This window comes from Flavobacterium sp. AG291 (assembly GCF_003350375.1).
Taxonomy (GTDB): Bacteria; Bacteroidota; Bacteroidia; order Flavobacteriales; family Flavobacteriaceae; genus Flavobacterium; species Flavobacterium suzhouense.
In genome coordinates, this window is sequence record NZ_QQAR01000015.1 from 57,434 (window position 1) to 74,832 (window position 17,399).

At 39.0% G+C, this 17,399-nt stretch carries 11 protein-coding genes; 2 read left to right on the plus strand and 9 right to left on the minus strand.

Annotated features, from left to right (window positions below; all coding sequences use genetic code 11):
* Positions 1–17: 17 nt before the first annotated feature.
* From DEU42_RS14955 to DEU42_RS14995, 9 genes are all read right to left on the minus strand, one after another.
* Positions 18–1,214 carry an aspartate aminotransferase family protein gene (locus DEU42_RS14955; protein WP_114759133.1) on the minus strand — a complete coding sequence of 399 codons (1,197 nt, stop codon included), beginning with the start codon at positions 1,212–1,214 and terminating at the stop codon, positions 18–20.
* Positions 1,215–1,317: 103 nt separating this feature from the next.
* A complete protein-coding gene (locus DEU42_RS14960; RefSeq protein WP_114759134.1) occupies positions 1,318–2,970 on the minus strand; it encodes an OstA-like protein in 1,653 nt (550 codons plus the stop codon).
* 104 nt (positions 2,971–3,074) lie between these two features.
* Positions 3,075–4,346, minus strand: coding sequence for an adenylosuccinate synthase (locus DEU42_RS14965; protein WP_114759135.1), 1,272 nt, complete (start codon positions 4,344–4,346; stop codon positions 3,075–3,077).
* Between the two features lie 108 nt (positions 4,347–4,454).
* The gene (locus DEU42_RS14970; protein ID WP_114759136.1) at positions 4,455–4,943 is read right to left on the minus strand and encodes a Fur family transcriptional regulator; all 489 of its coding nucleotides are present in this window, start codon (positions 4,941–4,943) and stop codon (positions 4,455–4,457) included.
* Positions 4,944–5,001: 58 nt separating this feature from the next.
* Positions 5,002–7,224 carry a RelA/SpoT family protein gene (locus DEU42_RS14975; RefSeq protein WP_114759137.1) on the minus strand — a complete coding sequence of 741 codons (2,223 nt, stop codon included), beginning with the start codon at positions 7,222–7,224 and terminating at the stop codon, positions 5,002–5,004.
* A 140-nt stretch (positions 7,225–7,364) separates the two neighbouring features.
* The gene (locus DEU42_RS14980) at positions 7,365–8,117 is read right to left on the minus strand and encodes an SDR family NAD(P)-dependent oxidoreductase (protein WP_114759138.1); all 753 of its coding nucleotides are present in this window, start codon (positions 8,115–8,117) and stop codon (positions 7,365–7,367) included.
* A 173-nt stretch (positions 8,118–8,290) separates the two neighbouring features.
* Positions 8,291–8,563, minus strand: a complete 273-nt coding sequence (locus DEU42_RS14985; protein ID WP_114759139.1) for an ArsR/SmtB family transcription factor — start codon at positions 8,561–8,563, stop codon at positions 8,291–8,293.
* Between the two features lie 25 nt (positions 8,564–8,588).
* Positions 8,589–9,167, minus strand: coding sequence for a cupin domain-containing protein (locus DEU42_RS14990; RefSeq protein ID WP_114759140.1), 579 nt, complete (start codon positions 9,165–9,167; stop codon positions 8,589–8,591).
* 196 nt (positions 9,168–9,363) lie between these two features.
* Complete coding sequence (locus DEU42_RS14995; RefSeq protein ID WP_114759141.1) at positions 9,364–9,681, minus strand: hypothetical protein; 318 nt, start codon at positions 9,679–9,681, stop codon at positions 9,364–9,366.
* 185 nt (positions 9,682–9,866) lie between these two features.
* On the opposite strand from DEU42_RS14995, the gene DEU42_RS15000 reads away from it, so the two are divergent.
* On the plus strand, positions 9,867–11,504 hold the full coding sequence (locus DEU42_RS15000) for a tetratricopeptide repeat protein (protein WP_114759142.1): 1,638 nt from the start codon (positions 9,867–9,869) through the stop codon (positions 11,502–11,504).
* A 239-nt stretch (positions 11,505–11,743) separates the two neighbouring features.
* A complete protein-coding gene (locus DEU42_RS15005; RefSeq protein ID WP_158537889.1) occupies positions 11,744–17,284 on the plus strand; it encodes a choice-of-anchor J domain-containing protein in 5,541 nt (1,846 codons plus the stop codon).
* Positions 17,285–17,399 lie beyond the last annotated feature (115 nt).

Consider the following 17,399-nt stretch of genomic DNA (forward strand, 5'->3'; position numbering starts at 1 on the left):
ATTAACAAATTTTATTGTTAATTATTGTTTTGCTCTGCAAGAATCTCATTCATAACTTCAATAATAATGCCACATCCTTCTTCTATCTCTTTATTGCTTATCGTTAGGGGAGGTGTAATGCGTATTGCCTTCCCTTCAAATAGCAGCCAAAACAAAATAAGACCCTTTTGCTGGCAGCGAAGTATCACTTCGTTAGTGATATCAGCACTTTCGGTCATAGGGGCAATCATCAGGCCTTCGCCTCGTATTTCTTTTATAAGTGGATGCACAAGCAGTTTTCTGAAAAGTTTTTCTTTTTCCAGTGCCTGCGCCATTATGTCAGTCTCTGTAATTTCTTTTAGTGTGGCAAGACAGGCTGCAGCAATAACCGGATGTCCGCCAAATGTTGTTATGTGTCCCAATTTAGGGTCGTGGCTTAGCAGGTCCATATATTTTTCATTGGCTGTAAAAGCGCCTACCGGCATTCCTCCACCCATTCCTTTACCCATAACTACTATATCAGGAATCACATTGTAATTCTGGAAGCCAAATACTTTTCCGGTACGTCCAAAGCCCGGCTGAATTTCATCCAGTATCATCATAGCGCCAACTTCATCACAACGCTGCCTTACTTTTTTCAGGAATTCATTTTCAGGCTGTATAAAGCCTGCACCACCCTGAATGGTTTCCAAAATGATTCCGGCAGTTTTATTTGTTATCTTTTGAAGGTCTTCCTCATTATTAAAAGTGATAAAGTCAACATCAGGGATAAGCGGTCTGAATATCTGTTTACGCTCCTCAAATCCCATAACGCTCATAGAACCCATAGTATTTCCGTGATATGCATTAAAGCATGATATGAGCTGGCTACGGCCGGTTACCCTGCGGGCAAGCTTCAATGCGCCTTCTGTTGCTTCAGTCCCGGAATTAACTAAATAGGTTTTATTCAGTTGAGGAGGCATATGCTCTGCAAGCAGTTTGCAAAATTCAACCGATGGATGCTGGGCATATTCGCCATACACCATAACGTGGCTGTATTTGTTTAGCTGGTCTATTATAGCCTGATTTACTCTTGGGTGCTGATGCCCAAGGCTGGCAGCTGAAACACCTGCAACAAAGTCAAGGTACTTTTTGCCTTTTGTATCAAATATATAGGAACCTACAGCATGAGAAACTTCCATTCCTAATGGGTAAGGTGAAGTCTGTGCCTGGTATTTTAAAAAATCATTGATCATATTAGCCCCCTAACCCCCAAAGGGGGAATTTACCGAAGAAAGGGTGTCTTCGTTTTTAATACTGTATATTAGAAGAACTGAAAACTGCGACTGCAAATGAAAACTAAGGAGTTTGCGGTTTTGGCTTTGGTTGCGGATTGTTCTTGTCGTACTCCAGTGTTTTCTTAAGAGGATCCATAGGTTTATCTTCCACTTTTTTATCGTCATCACTTTTCTTAACGATCTTATCATGCAGGTCTTTTTCTTCCTGCGGGAAAATATCATCCTTAGAGAGTATCATCTCGTCGCCCCGCCATACAAACCCTCTGAATTTCCGCACATTCTCAGGGAATTCTGAATCAGGATAAACTTCACTTTCAGTCTTTTTGAAAAGTGTGGCTGTTGTTATTTTATTATCTACTATCTCAAGATGTATGCTGCTGCCTTTTCCTTTATCAATACCAAAAAGTTCAGTCTTGTCATACATGTATACAATCTTTTCGGCATTACCTATCAGGTCGACTTCGTAGAGTTTATTGTCCCGGAATTTTCCATAGAGGTTCTTGCCCTTAACCTGATTATATCCCGTTCCTATGGTGTCTTTTTGTATGATGAATGCGTTACCCAATACTTTTAAGGAATCAATTTGTTCGGTCTTACTGTTCGATATAATATGTACAATATCGCCGGTAAGCTGGCTGTCACCATTCCAGATAACCGGTCTTTTTATCATTTGTGTTAATCCTTTCTTCTCATCCGAATGTATGGAATCGCATTTCCCGCTCATGTCCAGTTTGTAAAAACGGGCGTTGTTATAGCCTCTGATAATGCGTTCTCCGGGCTTTCCGGTAACAACCATCAGCTTAGCATGGGTGTACAACGTGTCTTTTTCTACAAGAGTTTTGGCAACAGCATGTTTGGTCATAACAATAGAATCACCTTCTGTTTTTCTGTATATTTCGCCAAAGTGTCCCTCCATTATATATTTGTTGATAGTATCAGTGATTCTGACATTATTGGTGCCCGATGAATAATTTTTCGGCTTGTTATAGTAAAGCTTGTCGCCTTTAATCACCCGCGTACCATATCTTATATAAGAATTGGTAAGAAGTTCGGCTTCGTTTTTCTTGGTGTCATAAAAGCCTTTTTCAGTATAGATAAAATCTTCTTTACTGGTAATGGTCGATGGTCCGAATACATATGAATGTCCTGAATTGGTATAGTAATCAAGATGGTTTGATTTTAATACATATTTAGGATTGGTAAGTACTACAGCCGTCCTGAATTCATATTTTTTTTGTCCAACAATATAGCGTCCTGATTTGCTTTTTAGTGTATTTTCTCCGTTTACAATTGTTCCGTAAGAATTGTAATAAGCCTGCTGGATAGTTCTGTCAAAATTAATGGTATCGGTAGTAAGTCGCATGTCCGGCGAACGCATAACCACGTCGCCAGTTGCATAAGCAAACTTTTTATTACCGTTATATTCAGCATAACGCCCATCCATGAATAGGGTGTCACCCTGATTCATCTTTACATTTCCAAAAAGCTTTATGTAGTTTTCTTTTGTGAAGTGATAGGCTTTATTGCAGGTCATCCTGATTCCGTCGTGAAGTACCCTCACGTTCCCTGAAAGCACTACGGCACCGGGAATTTCAGTCTGGTTCATTTCACTGAAATCAACGTGTTCTATAATAATTTGCTTAGTGTTCTGGGCAGTAAGCGAAGTGCCACTGAAAGCGATAAAAGCAATGAATAAAAAAAGAAGCTTTTTCAAGTTTTAATAATTTGGAACAAATTTACATAAAAACAATAACAATGGATATGTTGAGTTTTTATTGTGTGGATAAAAAAAAGCCGCTCTTTCAAGCGGCTTCTGTATTATTTCATTATTGTCTGAGTTCTGTCCGGACCTACAGATACAACTTTGATAGGTACTTCAAGTTCTTTTTCAATAAACTCAATATATTCTTTAAGCTCAGCAGGAAGCTGCTCATAAGTAGTCATTCCTGTAAGGTCAGCAGCCCATCCTTTTTTCTCAACAAAAATCGGCTCAACATTTTCCGGTTCGATGTTGTATGGAAGGTGGTTAATTTCCTGTCCTTTATATTTATAGGCAGTACATACTTTTAGAGTATCGAAACCTGAAAGTACGTCACCTTTCATCATGTAAAGAGCAGTTACACCATTTACCTGAACCGCATATTTAAGCGCTACAAGGTCTAACCAACCACAACGTCTTGCACGTCCTGTAACCGAACCGAATTCATTACCAACGCGTGCCATAGTAGCACCATCTTCATCAAATAGTTCAGTAGGGAATGGTCCGCTACCTACACGTGTAGTATATGCTTTAAAAATTCCGAATACATCTTTAACTCTGTTTGGTGCAATACCAAGACCTGTACAAGCTCCTGCGGCAGTAGTATTAGATGATGTAACGAATGGATAAGTTCCGAAATCAATATCAAGAAGCGATCCCTGAGCACCTTCAGCAAGGATTGTTTTTCCTTCCTTCATGGCTTTGTTCAGGTACTCTTCACTATCAATGAAAGTAAGTTTCTTAAGTTCTTTAACCGCAGCAAAGAATTCAGCCTCAAGCTCAGCAAGATCATATTGAAGATCTACATTGTAGAAATCGATCATTGCCTGGTGTTTGTCAGCAAGATGGCGGTAAAGCTCTTCAAAGTTGTCAAGCTCAATATCACCTACACGAAGACCGTTTCTTCCGGTTTTGTCCATATAAGTAGGTCCAATACCTTTAAGTGTAGAGCCAATCTTTGCTTTTCCTTTAGAAGCTTCAGAAGCAGCATCTAAAAGCCGGTGAGTAGGAAGAATTAGGTGTGCTTTTCTTGAAATAAGAAGGCGTGACTGTATATCGATATTGAATTTTTCAAGTCCTTCTATCTCTTTCTGGAAAACAACAGGATCCATAACCACACCGTTTCCTATGATATTAACAGAGTTTTTATGGAATATACCTGATGGTATAGTTCTTAAAACGTGTTTGATACCGTCAAACTCAAGCGTGTGTCCGGCATTTGGCCCACCCTGAAAACGGGCAATAATATCATATTTTGATGTGAGTACGTCAACGATCTTTCCTTTACCTTCGTCGCCCCACTGTAATCCAAGCAGCAAATCTACGGTCATTCCTTTAATTTGTTTGTTATATTGAAATAATTGTTTTTCGGATAATTACTAAAAATAAAAACCAATCCTTTTCAGGGTTGGTTTATCGTTTTCTAAACGAGCCCTTTATTAATGTTCTGCAACAGGTTGTTCAACAACAGGTTTTTCCTGTTCCGTTGCAGATTGTTTTTTATGGCCGTAAAGGTATAAAGAATGGTTATGAATTTCAATACCAAAAATCTCTTCTATCGTTTTTTTGATAGATTGTATCCTTGGGTCGCAAAACTCTATAACTTCTCCTGTGTCAGTCATAATGATATGGTCATGCTGCTTGTCAAAATACGATTTCTCGTAGTGGCTCTGGTTTTGTCCAAACTGGTGTCTTCTTACCAACCCGCATTCTAAAAGCAACTCTATCGTGTTGTAAAGCGTGGCACGGCTCACACGGTAGTTCTTGTTTTTCATCTTTATGTACAGCGATTCAATGTCAAAATGCTCTTTGCTGTCATAAATTTCCTGAAGTATAGCATAGCGCTCAGGAGTTTTCCTGTGGCCTTTGTCTTCTAGGAACTTAGTAAAAACATTTTTTACAATGTCCTGGTTTTTATTATCTTCCATGGTATTTGTATCGATGGTGCAAAGATAATCTAAATTTCGTTAAGTGAAAGCATTAAGCTTAATTGTTATTTATCCTAGTCACTTTATCTATGCCATCTATTTTTTTAATATTGTCTATAAGTTTTTTAAGTATGGTGTTGTTCTGTACTACGACAGTAACCTGACCGTTAAATATCCCAGCATTTCCGCTAAGCGATATACTCTGGATGTTCACGTGCATATTGTTGGATATTACCTTGGTAAGTTCATTGGTAAGTCCCAGGGTATCCATACCGGTAATTTTAAGTGTTGCCTTGAATTCTTCCTGTGATGAATCGATCCATTTGGCTGGCATAATGCGGTAGGCGTAATTACTCTGAAGCCTGATGGCGTTCGGACAGTCTTTTTTGTGCACTTTAATACCTTCATTTATGGTAATAAAGCCAAACACATCATCTCCCGGAATGGGGTTACAGCAGTTGGATAGCTTATAGTCCAGTTTATCGTCATTTTTACCGAAAACCAACAGGTCATAATTACGGCTGATCTCTTCTTTTTGTATCTGTTCCTGAGGTACGCTTGGCGAACGTTTGATCTTGCTCTTAAAGAAGTTCATGAACGTATTGCTCTTCAGGGCAGCATAATCCTTAAGCTGTTGGTTGTCTATGGTTCCAACTCCTACACGATAAAACAGGTCAAGGCTGGTTTTTAGCTTAAAGTAGTTTACCAGCTCATTAACAATATTTTCGCTAAGTGTAATTTTTAAATGGCGTAACTTACGGGTAAGGAGTTCTTTACCGTCTTCGGCAATTTTTTTGGTACTTTCATTAAGTACGTTCTTAATCTTATTTTTAGCGCGGGCCGTTGTTACATAGTCCAGCCAGTGCGGATTAGGCTTTTGGTTGGGCGAGGTAATAACTTCCACCTGATCACCGCTGTTTAGTACATGGTTTAGCGGAACCAGTTTACCATTTACACGTGTGCCTCTTGTTTTTACACCAATCTCAGAGTGTATGCTAAAGGCAAAATCCAGTGAGGTAGCTCCTTTTGGTAGCGATTTTATTTCGCCCTTAGGGGTAAATACATAAATTTCTTTGGCGTAAAGGTTCAGCTTAAAGTCCTCTACAAAGTCTACAGCATTGCCCGATGTGTTTTCGAGAGCTTCTTTAAGCAGGTTTAGCCAGGTTTCAAGTCCGTGTTCTTCGGTTGCGCCACCCTGTTTGTACTTGTAGTGTGCTGCATAACCTTTTTCAGCTACTTCGTCCATACGCTCACTACGTACCTGAACTTCAACCCAACGACCCTTAGGTCCCATAACTGTAATGTGCAGGGCTTCATATCCGGTTGATTTAGGTGACGAGATCCAGTCTCTCAGCCTGCTAGGGCTGGGGCGGTAGTGGTCGGTTACGATAGAGTATATTTTCCAGGCTATGAATTTCTCATCATGTTGGTTTGATCTATAGATTATTCGTAATGCAAACTTGTCGTATACTTCATCAAAAGTTACCCCTTGCGCCAGCATTTTCCTGCGGATGGAATATATCGACTTCGGGCGGCCTTTTATGGTATATTCAATCCCTTCAGCATCAAGGGAAGCTTTTAATACGTCTGATATCGATTTGATATAAGCGTCCTGTTCTTCCTTTGTTTCCTTCATCTTGCTTACAATGTCGTTGTAAACTGCAGGTTCGGTATATTTTAAGCCAAGGTCTTCCAGCTGTGATTTTATGTTATATAAGCCCAGACGATGTGCTAACGGAGCGTATATATATAGCGTTTCAGAAGCAATCTTAGCCTGTTTGTAATCGGCCATAGACTCCATTGTCTGCATGTTGTGCAGCCTGTCAGCTATTTTGATAAGAATAACCCTTACATCGTCGTTCAGGGTAAGGAGCATTTTGCGGAAGTTTTCCGCCTGCATCGATATTTCCTGATCGGTCTTAACCTGAGCTATTTTGGTGAGTCCGTCAACAATCTGCGCTATTTTAGGATTGAACATACGCTCAATATCCGCAACGGTAATATCGGTGTCTTCTACTACATCGTGCAGTAGGGCAGAGGCAATAGAAGTTGCACCCAACCCGATTTCCGATGCTACGATTTTAGCTACGGCAATAGGGTGGAAGATGTAGGCTTCGCCCGATTTTCTTCGTTGTTCTTTATGGGCATCCACGGCAACGTCAAAAGCTTTTCGTATTAGCTTTTTGTCATCTTCGGTAAGCGTTTGGTAGCTGATGCGGAGTAACTCCTTGTATTCTTTGGCAATAGCCTTATTTTCCTGTTCTATATCGATCTCTATCATAGTCCTATAACAATAGCCTTAAAATTAGTGATAATTTTTATCAAAAACAAAGGTAGCTATCGAATTATTCTATGATTGCATAGTTGTAAAACAAAAACAGGCAGGGTAAATCCCTGCCTGTTAAAACGATATGGTGATTATTATCTTAATCCCCCTGAAGCGCTAATTCTTTCGCCGGTAACCCATGCGGCATCATCTGACGCCAAAAAGGTAACTACGCGGGCGATATCATCAGGTTGACCGGCACGCGCAAGAGGTGTTGTAGCAACGATGTTGCTTTCAAAATCACTCCCTGTAATACCAGCAGTTACTGTGCCTTCGGTGGTGGTGTAGCCTGGAGCGACTGTGTTTACCCTGATCTTTTTTGGAGCAAGTTCGATAGCAAAAGTTTTAGTAAGCGTGTCTAATGCCCCTTTTGTTGCGGCATAAATGCCCATGTTCTCTCCGGGGCTGTTACTTACTACAGAGCTAATGTTTATAATGCTGCCGCCGTTTTCAGGAAAATGTTTTACAGCCTGCTGTGTAGTCAGGATCGGACCAAAAACATTAATGTTGAATTGCCTGTCATATTCTTCTTTTGTAATGTCACTCACAGGGGCAAATCCGTATACACCAGCGTTGTTTACCACAATGTCCAGGCGTCCGTAGTTCTTAATGGTTTCGTTAAAGATGCTTTCTACATCGGTAATATTGTCTACACTGCCTTTTACTGCAAATGCTTTTCCGCCATCGGCCATTATCTGATTTACCACTTTGTTAGCGTCTTCAGCGCTACTGGCATAATTTACTGCTACAGATGCACCTGCTGCAGCAAGGCTTTTAGCTATTCCGGCACCTATTCCTTTAGAAGCACCTGTTACTACAGCTACTTTTCCATTTAAATTTAAACTCATTATTTTGTATTTTAATTGATTATTTATTCATATATTTAAATTTATCTATATTTTTAAATGTGACTTATGTTTGATTATCACTCTTAAAAATTTAAATCATTTAGATAGGGATGAATTGCTGGTGCAATACTACAAAATATTTATCGATATATTTATATTTTTCTATATATAAATTATATGGTAAACGAGTTTATGAATTTAATATAGTTGTTAAAGGCTTCTTTATCAATAGTATATTTTATATTTCTTCCTTCTTTTTCAGATATCAGCAGGCCGGAATCAGTGAGCTGCTTTATGTGGTGTGATACAGAAGGCTGCGCCAGATTTATCATATCACAGATATCGGCGCATTGTCTCCACCCGTGTTTTTTTACTTCTTCAAGTATTCGCATACGGTGCGGGTCGCCTAAAGCTTTTGATATTCGTTCTATGTCTTTTGCTTTCATAAAGTATTGAAAAATGCAAATTTATCTATTTAATTTGTGAATCCCTAACGATTTCTCCTAAACAGTATTTGTCAAGCAGTTTCCTTTCGGCTCCGCTTATTTTGGCAATACGGTATGCAAGTGCTGCTAACGGGCTAAAGAGATAAAAATAAAGGTTTTTAAGATGGGTGTCACCCCAATAAAGTAATATTGCACCATAAAGAGGATTTTTAGGAATCATTTTTTTAGTGGTTTTACCATCGTTAACCAGTCCAAAAAGGCCTTTAATGAAGTTTTCAAATCCCGGCTGCCCGCTTCTCAATATTATTTTAAAGACAATAGGCTCATCGCTGTCATTAAAAAAGCGATGTTCAACACCTATTGGAACCAACCGACTTTCTCCGGGGTCTAAATATACAATGTCCTTATTGTACAAGAGTCCCAGTTTGCCCTTTACAGCGATAAACTCTTCTGTAAATCGGGTATGGTAATGTGGAGGGTTTCCGCCTCCCGGCATAAGGTTAACTTCTAAAAGCGAATATTCTCCAAGTGTATCTGCAGATGATCGGAGTATTTTGGTATACTCGCCGTTTAACGGATTATAATATGTCTTTACATCATCCATTAACAATCAAAAACACAGTGAATAGAGTTCAGTTTACCGTTTTTAAAATGAAATTGCCATTCACCCTCATCCGTTTTATTGTCCAGAGAAATTATAAGGACGGTTCCTTCAAATTTCAATTGGTTTTCAGATGATGTTGTCGCATTGACGTCTATAAGTCTGAATAGGTCTTCTGTTGTTGTATTCCAGTTTAATATTACATTTTTATAGGTGAAATAAATTCCTTTTTTTTATCGAGCAGGAGATGCCTGAAGTTGAGTACTCCATTGTCAATCTCATAAGTAATGCCTTTAAAGTTGTAGAGCATAATGTCCAGGCCTTCATCATTATTACATATATCTTCTGGATTGGGTATTATTGTCCCGGTTCCCTTTACAGCTTTCTCAAAATCGCGTTTTAATATCGTCAGCTCCAGTTTGCCGTTTACTCGTGCATCATCCCAGTTTAGGGTTTGTAGTTGTTGGGCATTCACCGAAAATGTTATCAGTGTAAATAAAGAAATAATAAGTTTCATAACGTCAGTTTTTGGCACAATCCAATAAAGTGGTTTGCCATTACAAACCTACAAATTATTGATTAACGTTACAATGTATGTTTAGTCGTTTAGGCAAGGTTTTCTGCGGATGTACATAAGTTTACTTTTAAAAGGTTTATTAGTATATTTGAATCTAACTTTCAATTACAGACTTCCTATCCCAAATGCATTTATTAAAAAACTGTAAAATAGTCCTTCTTATTCTTTTCATATCGCTAAGTGCTGTGTCCTTAAATGCACACACTGTGGCACAATGCGATTCGCTCTTAAAAGTAGGGCAGCAGGCTACACGGGATAAGGATTATGTAAAATCGCTAGAGGTTTTGGCTACGGCACGTTCTATGGCGGAAAAAAACCGTTGGAAGAAACAATTGTTTCATGCGATAAATTACACAGGACATAATTATATTGCAATGATGGATTATGGTGAGGCACTTAATTATTGTCTTGAGGCATATAATCTTGCCGTAAAGGAGCTGGATCCGGAGTTTGAGATGATTGCGCTTAATAACATTGCCATACTGTATACTGCTGATAAAAATTATGAAAAGGCAAGAGACTATTACAGAAAGGTATATGATGCTGCTAAAAAGGAAAAATTCAAAAGCCTTGGTATTTATCTGATAAACCTTGCTAATGTTGAAAATATACTTGAAAATCCGGTTCAGGCCCGTAACTATATTACCGAAGCCATGCCTAACCTTAAGCAGTATTGGCCAAGGTCTGTGGTTGCAGCAGAAATGATTCTTGCAGAAGCTGATTTGCTTGACGGTAAAACTGCTGACGCCAGGGAAGAGGCTTTGCAATTGCTAAAGAATACAAAAGATGTTGCTTACAATGATATTGCAATACCTCTTAATGAGATAATAGTTAAAAGTTATTTTAAAGAAGGCCGCTATGACGTAGCGGCTCAAAATGCTCTTGGTATTTTAAATAAAAAGCCTGATCTTGAAACAAGAAAGCGAACTTTTGAGTTGCTCGCAGAGATTTATGGTAAGAGTAATGATTTTCGTAATGCTGTTAAATTTAAAGATTCTGTGCTGAGTGCTACTGAAGAACTCAATGAAGTGAAGAATGGAAGGTTGTTTGAGAACAGCAGGGTGAAATTTGAAATGCAGGAATATAAGAACCAACTTGCTTTAAATCAGGAAAAGGAAGTTGTAACGCGAAGAATCATTTACTCGCTACTTGCTTTTTTTATTATTGCGCTAACCGCTACGGTATTTATATTAAGACAAAAGAAACTGATAGCGGAGCGTAATCAGCGTATTACAGCGCTTGAGCTCGAAAAAGAAAAGAATGACAATTTGTTACTTGAAAAACAATTCAGGGAAAATGAAACTAATGCATTACTGGAGCAGGAACGACTTAAGAATGAAATTGAGACCCGTAACAGAAAATTGTCTGCTAAAGCACTTTATCTTTCAGACAGGAATCAGCTTATAGAAGATATTTTGGTTTCACTTTCTAAAAAAACCAAACTGTCTAAAGATACTTCGTTAGCCAACCAAATCAAGACCCTGAAAAGCCAACTTCGTATTGACAACGAATGGGATGATTTTATAACGCATTTCGAAGAGCTCAATCAGGGATTCCTTAATCGTTTAAAAACACTTCATCCAACCCTTACTGCAAATGACGTCCGCTTTGTGGCTTACATATACATGAATCTTAGTGTGAAAGAAATTTCTTCTATTCTTAACATAACAATAGAAGCCTGCAGAAAACGAAAAGAGCGTATTGCGCATAAAATGGAATTACCTGTCAATGTGAATATATTTGACTATATATCAGCTCTATAGGTTGTTGTTGTCGCATTTTTTAGGCTATTTGTCCGACTGTTTCCTAGTCGATTGTTATGCGCATTTTAAATAATGCGTGAATTTTTTGTTAATGTTGTGGTGTGATTCTTCAGGGTATGATTAATAGCTCAAATTATTGAAGCTTTAATCAGATTATTTTCTGTTAGTAATCGGCTCATAAACTTGCCTACATTAATAAACTACTAATTAAACTAACAATCAAAAAAAGGGAAATGTGTATGAAAAAGATTTCATTTTTTTTATTCGTACTGCTATTTTCATTAAGTAGCAATGCACAGCTGGCTCTTGAGAGTTTTGAGAGTTGGGTGCCCGGGCAGGGGCCTCCAAACTGGAAAATTCTTCAAAACAACATTGGAACAAATACGCAATGGGCACAAACCAATGCTGCTAATACAAATACTCCGTCTTATACGGGATTATATGCGGCGTATCTGAACCCGGAGAACGTTGCTACAGGTATACCTGAAGATTATCTTGTTACACCTCTATTCAATTCACCGGTAAATGGACGTATTGAATTCTATTCAAGGCTAACAATGGCTTTGGATCAGGGGTCTGTATATAAGGTTAAGATTCTTCCTGAAGGGGCAGATGCCGATAACCTTGCCAGCTATGTTGAGCTGCAGTCGTGGACAGAGCTTGAAATTAATACTGTGCAGCAGCAATACAATAAAGTAGTAGTAGAAATACCTGCTATTTATGAGAATACGGATATTCGTGTTGCTTTTGTAATACTAAGTGATAATGGTGACCGCTGGCTAATTGATGATGTTCAGGTAGTTTCGGAATGTGTTATGCCTGAAAATATTGTTGTAAATAATATTACACAAACATCAGCAGAAATAACATGGGATAATCCGGGAGGAGCTAATGATTTTGAGATTGAGATTGTTGAAGACGCTCTGGCGCCTACAGGTGTAGGTGTGCCTTATAATGGTGTACAACCTTATGTAGTTCAAAACCTTGCCCCGGGAACTAAATATAAATTTTATATTAAAGCAATATGTCTGGATGGAGGACAAAGTGAATGGACAATTCCGGTGACTTTTTTAACCTTTAAACCGGGTGATAACTGTCAGAATCCTAAAAGCATAACTTCGTTACCTTATGCAGGAGCCGATGATACTGCTCTTTATTTCGATTTTATAAACGGTTCATCAGGGGGCTGCGGAATACCGGCATACCAAAACTATCTTAATGGGAATGATGTGTTTTATGCTTATACGGCTACGGAAACAGGAGCAATAAGCATTAATTTGTCGGGTATTACTGAAGCTTATACAGGAGTGTTTGTTTACACTTCATGCGCCAATATTGGTACTGCTTGTTATGAAGCGGCTGTTAATGACTATTTAACGCCGGCTCCAGATCTTAATATTACTTCTATGACCGTTACCGCCGGTACTACCTATTATATAGTAGTTTCAAGCTGGTTTGCTCAAACTACAGCTTTTACACTTAGTATACAGCAGGAATACTGTGATAAACCGGAAAATCTTACCGCTACGGCGCCTACCAGCAATGGTATTACGCTGGCATGGGATTCTACGGCTACTTCATGGCAATATGTTATACAACCTGTAGGGCAGGGTTTGCCTATGGGAGCAGGACAAACTATTGTAAATAATCCAATTACGCCAAGCTACCTTACACCGTCTACACAATACGAATTTTATGTTCGTGCAGATTGTAATGATGGTACATTCAGTAGCTGGGCAGGGCCATTAGTATTCAATACGCAATGTGATGCATTTATAGTTCCTTATTCTGAAGGTTTTGATTCAGGTTCCGTATCTCAGTTCTGCTGGTCGGTTCTTGATAATAATGACGATACAATAGTATGGGATTTAGATTTTGCAATGGATAGTTATCAGGGTGACCAGTCGGCTAAATTTGACGTTAGTTATTCGATGACCAATGATGATATGCTGATTTCACCTGCTATATTGCTTACAGGTAATGAAAGACTTAAATTCCATTATAAAACCCAGGATAGCGGAGCGGCTGCTTTTAAAGTAATGGCTTCGGTTACAGGGAAAAACCCTGAAGATTTTACAATAGAACTTTCACCGCTAACAAGCTATGCGACTAGTGCGTGGACTGAGAAGGTTATTAATGTTTCTAATATTCCGGCAGGGCCTGTTTACTTTGCATGGTATGTACCTTCAGGCTTTAATGGAGGTTATGAACTTATGATTGACAATGTAATTGTTGAGGAAATGCCGGCATGTGCTGAACCATCAGATATTGTAGTAAATTCAGTTTCAGATACAGAGGCCCATGTAGCATGGACTGCAGGTAACAACGAAACAGCATGGGAAATCCTTGTTGGAACAGCTTCAGTAATTGGAACTCCTTCTAATACAGTTACAGGAACTCCGGTAAGCAATCCATATTTTGATGCGACATCGCTTCTTCCCGATACACAACAAGCAGTATATATACGCGCCGTTTGTGGTACAAACAATAAGAGTGTTTGGGAAGGCCCTTACTATTTCCAGACGAAATGTACAGCTTTTGCGATACCTTTCAGTGAAGCATTCAACAGCGATTCTGCTACAGAATCTTGCTGGACTATAGTAAACGGAAATGGTGACTGGTCAATTTGGGCAACCTCAGATATGCCTGCTTATGAAGGTGATGAAGCTGCAAAAATATATACTGGTACAACCCAAAACAATGACTGGCTAATATCTCCTGCTATAACGCTTACAGGAAATGAAAGACTTAAATATCATTTCAGAATAGGTAGCGCTGATGAAGGAATCACAGGATTTAGGGTAATGCTTTCAACGGGTAGTACGGATCTTGCAGATTTTACGGAAGAGCTTGTTCCTGAAACAATATATACGAATGAAAATTATCTTGTAAAAACGGTTTCTCTTACGGCTTATACAGGTCCGGTATATATTGCATGGCATATACCTTCAACAGTAGAGTTTGGTTCTGATCTTATGATTGATAATGTGATAGTAGAGCCTATGCCTACTTGTCCGGAACCACAATTAATAGAGGTAAGCAATATTACTGCTACATCGGCAGAGATAACATGGACACCGGGTAATAATGAAACCCAATGGGAACTTTTTGTAAATGTACAGGGAGAAGATATTCCTGCAACAGGTATTGTTGTTAATGCTCTTCCTTATACACTTACAGCTTTACCTGACGGTACTCCGCTTACATCGGGTACACTTTATAATCTTGCTGTAAAAGCGGTATGTGGTGGTACTGAATCGAGCGTAATGTCAGACAAGGCTCAGTTTGTTACAATTATAACAAATGATGAATGCTCTGCACCGGTTACAGTTCCGGTTAACACTGGTGTTATTTGCGATGTATATGCTTCCGGTACGCTTAAAGGTGCTACAACATCAACACCTCAGGATAGTCCTTGTGGTGAATGGGTAAGCGTAAACGAGGATGTATGGTTCGAGTTTACAGCGACATCAGCTACACATACGGTATCATTCATCGATATTGTTGGACCTCAATTTACTTATATAGTATACCAGGGAGATGACTGTGGTAATCTAACAACAATCAGCTATTGTAATACGGCATCAGCTGAATATAATTCTACTGAATTACTTGAAAACCTTACCGTGGGAGGGAAATACAAGATCAGGATTTTTAATACTGATTTTGAGCCTGTTGAAACTACATTTAAAATATGTGTAAAAGTACCTGTTACCCCAATAGCAGTAAGTACTACGCAGTATACCGTTGAACAGTTAGTGACAGATGTCCTTTTTGAGGGAAGCTGTGCCCAGATTAGTAATATTACATGGTCAACAGGTACAAATTACCCGGATCCTGACAATGTGTTTGGCGATAATCCTAACGGGATTGCTTACTTTAATAAAAATGGTTCAGGTTTCCCTTTTGAAGAAGGTTTGGTGTTAACAACAGGAGATGTTACTAAAGTTCCGGGACCTGACTACAGAGCAATGGAGCAGGGCTCTTCTGTTTGGTTAGGTGATACGGATATTGATGCTGTTATGGAAGGTTTCCTTGGTGCGCCGCCATTCCAGCCATCTACAAACGCATCGGTAATCGAATTTGACTTTGTACCGTCACTTCCAACATTCAGCCTTGACTTTATGTTTGCATCTGAAGAGTATGGCGATTTTATACAGTGTTACAGCTATGATACATTTGCTATCCTATTGACAGATGCTAACGGAAACACACAGAATATTGCTGTGATTCCGGGAACGTCAATTCCAATTTCGGTATTTAACATCAGTGGAGCAGGTTATCCTAATATTTGTCCGGGTTACAATCTGGAATGGTTTGGACAGTACAATGTTTTTGGTAATCAGGATCTTTCACAAACATCATTTGCAGGACAAACTGTTGTGATGACAGCTACGGCTAATGTTGAGGTAAATCAGCCTTATCATATTAAAATTGCTATTGCTGAGACAGATAACAACCTTGATTCAGGTGTATTCATTAAAGCAGGTGTTGAGGTTGGCGCCGGAACTGTTGATCTTGGAGCAGATCTACTTGTGTCTACCGATACTGCGGTTTGCGTAGGGCAGACAACAACAATTGAATCAGGACTTGATGATACAACATTTGATTTCACATGGAAACGCGATGGTGTTGTAATACCAAATGAAACATCGGCTACGCTGGTGGTAAGCGAACCGGGTGAGTATACAATATCGGCTAATGTAACAGGTTACAGCTGTTTAAGGGAAGATAGCGTGATTGTTGAATTCTATCCGTCAGTTGCGGATCTTACGGCAAATCCGGCAGATATTATTGTATGTGATGTTGACGGCTTTGCTGAATTTGATATTGAATCAAATACTGCTGTAATTCTGGAAGGACTTAATCCTGCTGACTATACAGTTACCTATCATGCAACGGCTGAAGTTGCCGAAGCTAATACAGATGCATTAGTAAGCCCATACACAAATACGGTTCAGAATGAACAGACTATTTATGTTAGGATTGCTGATAACGGAACTGACTGTTTTGCAGTAAAAACATTTACGGTAAGAGCTCAGGATCTTACACCGCAATTTACGCTTGAGGGTGATTTTACTGCATGTAGAGCAGAAGATATTACCATAACTGTAAATCCGGACAATTTTGATGTTGAGGATGCTGTATTTGCCTGGACTCTGGATGGAAACGCTATCTCAGAAACCACTAGTAGTATCACGGCGACAGTTTTTGGTACCTATGCGGTTACAGTTACAGCAAATGGTTGTGATAATTCAGCAACTGCTGTTGTTGAACAGGATGCAACAGTAATTGATGTTCTGGTTCTTGATGGGTGCGAAAACAATGTTTACTGGATAGAGGCTACAGATGACGAAGGTTCATTTAACCCTGATACTGCGTCTTATGCTTGGACAGGACCGGAAAACTTTACTTCTGCTGAGCGCAGATTCGTAGCTCCTATGCCGGGAATATACGACGTTACTGTTACTACTGCAGAGGGTTGTACAGGCGAAGCTGAATTTATAGTTACAGCTACTATATGTGAGATACAAAAAGGTATATCGCCAAATAATGATGGATTTAATGATGTACTGGACCTTACTTCATTTGGTGTGAAAAAGCTTATCATCTTTAACCGTTACGGTAAAGAGGTATACAACAAAACAAATTATACCAACGAATGGAAAGGACAGGATTCTAACGGTAATGAGCTTACTACAGGCACTTATTTCTATATGATAGAATTAGAACAGGTAGAGAGCAAAACCGGATGGATTTACGTCAACAGACAGGAATAGTTTTTAGGTTTAATAGGCTATATTTTGAAAGAAAGGCCGCTCATTTATGAGCGGCCTTTCTTATATAGTGAGTTTTGTTTTTTTAATAAAATCAATTATAGAAGCTATTGTTGTG

Bases quoted from the DNA above. Each gene is read 5' to 3' on its own strand.
- DEU42_RS14955 (WP_114759133.1), bottom strand. From the start codon at position 1,214: ATGATCAATGATTTTTTAAAATACCAGGCACAGACTTCACCTTACCCA.
- DEU42_RS14965 (WP_114759135.1), bottom strand. From the start codon at position 4,346: ATGACCGTAGATTTGCTGCTTGGATTACAGTGGGGCGACGAAGGTAAA.
- DEU42_RS14970 (WP_114759136.1), bottom strand. From the start codon at position 4,943: ATGGAAGATAATAAAAACCAGGACATTGTAAAAAATGTTTTTACTAAG.
- DEU42_RS14975 (WP_114759137.1), bottom strand. From the start codon at position 7,224: ATGATAGAGATCGATATAGAACAGGAAAATAAGGCTATTGCCAAAGAA.
- DEU42_RS14980 (WP_114759138.1), bottom strand. From the start codon at position 8,117: ATGAGTTTAAATTTAAATGGAAAAGTAGCTGTAGTAACAGGTGCTTCT.
- DEU42_RS14985 (WP_114759139.1), bottom strand. From the start codon at position 8,563: ATGAAAGCAAAAGACATAGAACGAATATCAAAAGCTTTAGGCGACCCG.
- DEU42_RS14990 (WP_114759140.1), bottom strand. From the start codon at position 9,167: ATGGATGATGTAAAGACATATTATAATCCGTTAAACGGCGAGTATACC.
- DEU42_RS14995 (WP_114759141.1), bottom strand. From the start codon at position 9,681: ATGAAACTTATTATTTCTTTATTTACACTGATAACATTTTCGGTGAAT.
- DEU42_RS15000 (WP_114759142.1), top strand. From the start codon at position 9,867: ATGCATTTATTAAAAAACTGTAAAATAGTCCTTCTTATTCTTTTCATA.
- DEU42_RS15005 (WP_158537889.1), top strand. From the start codon at position 11,744: ATGAAAAAGATTTCATTTTTTTTATTCGTACTGCTATTTTCATTAAGT.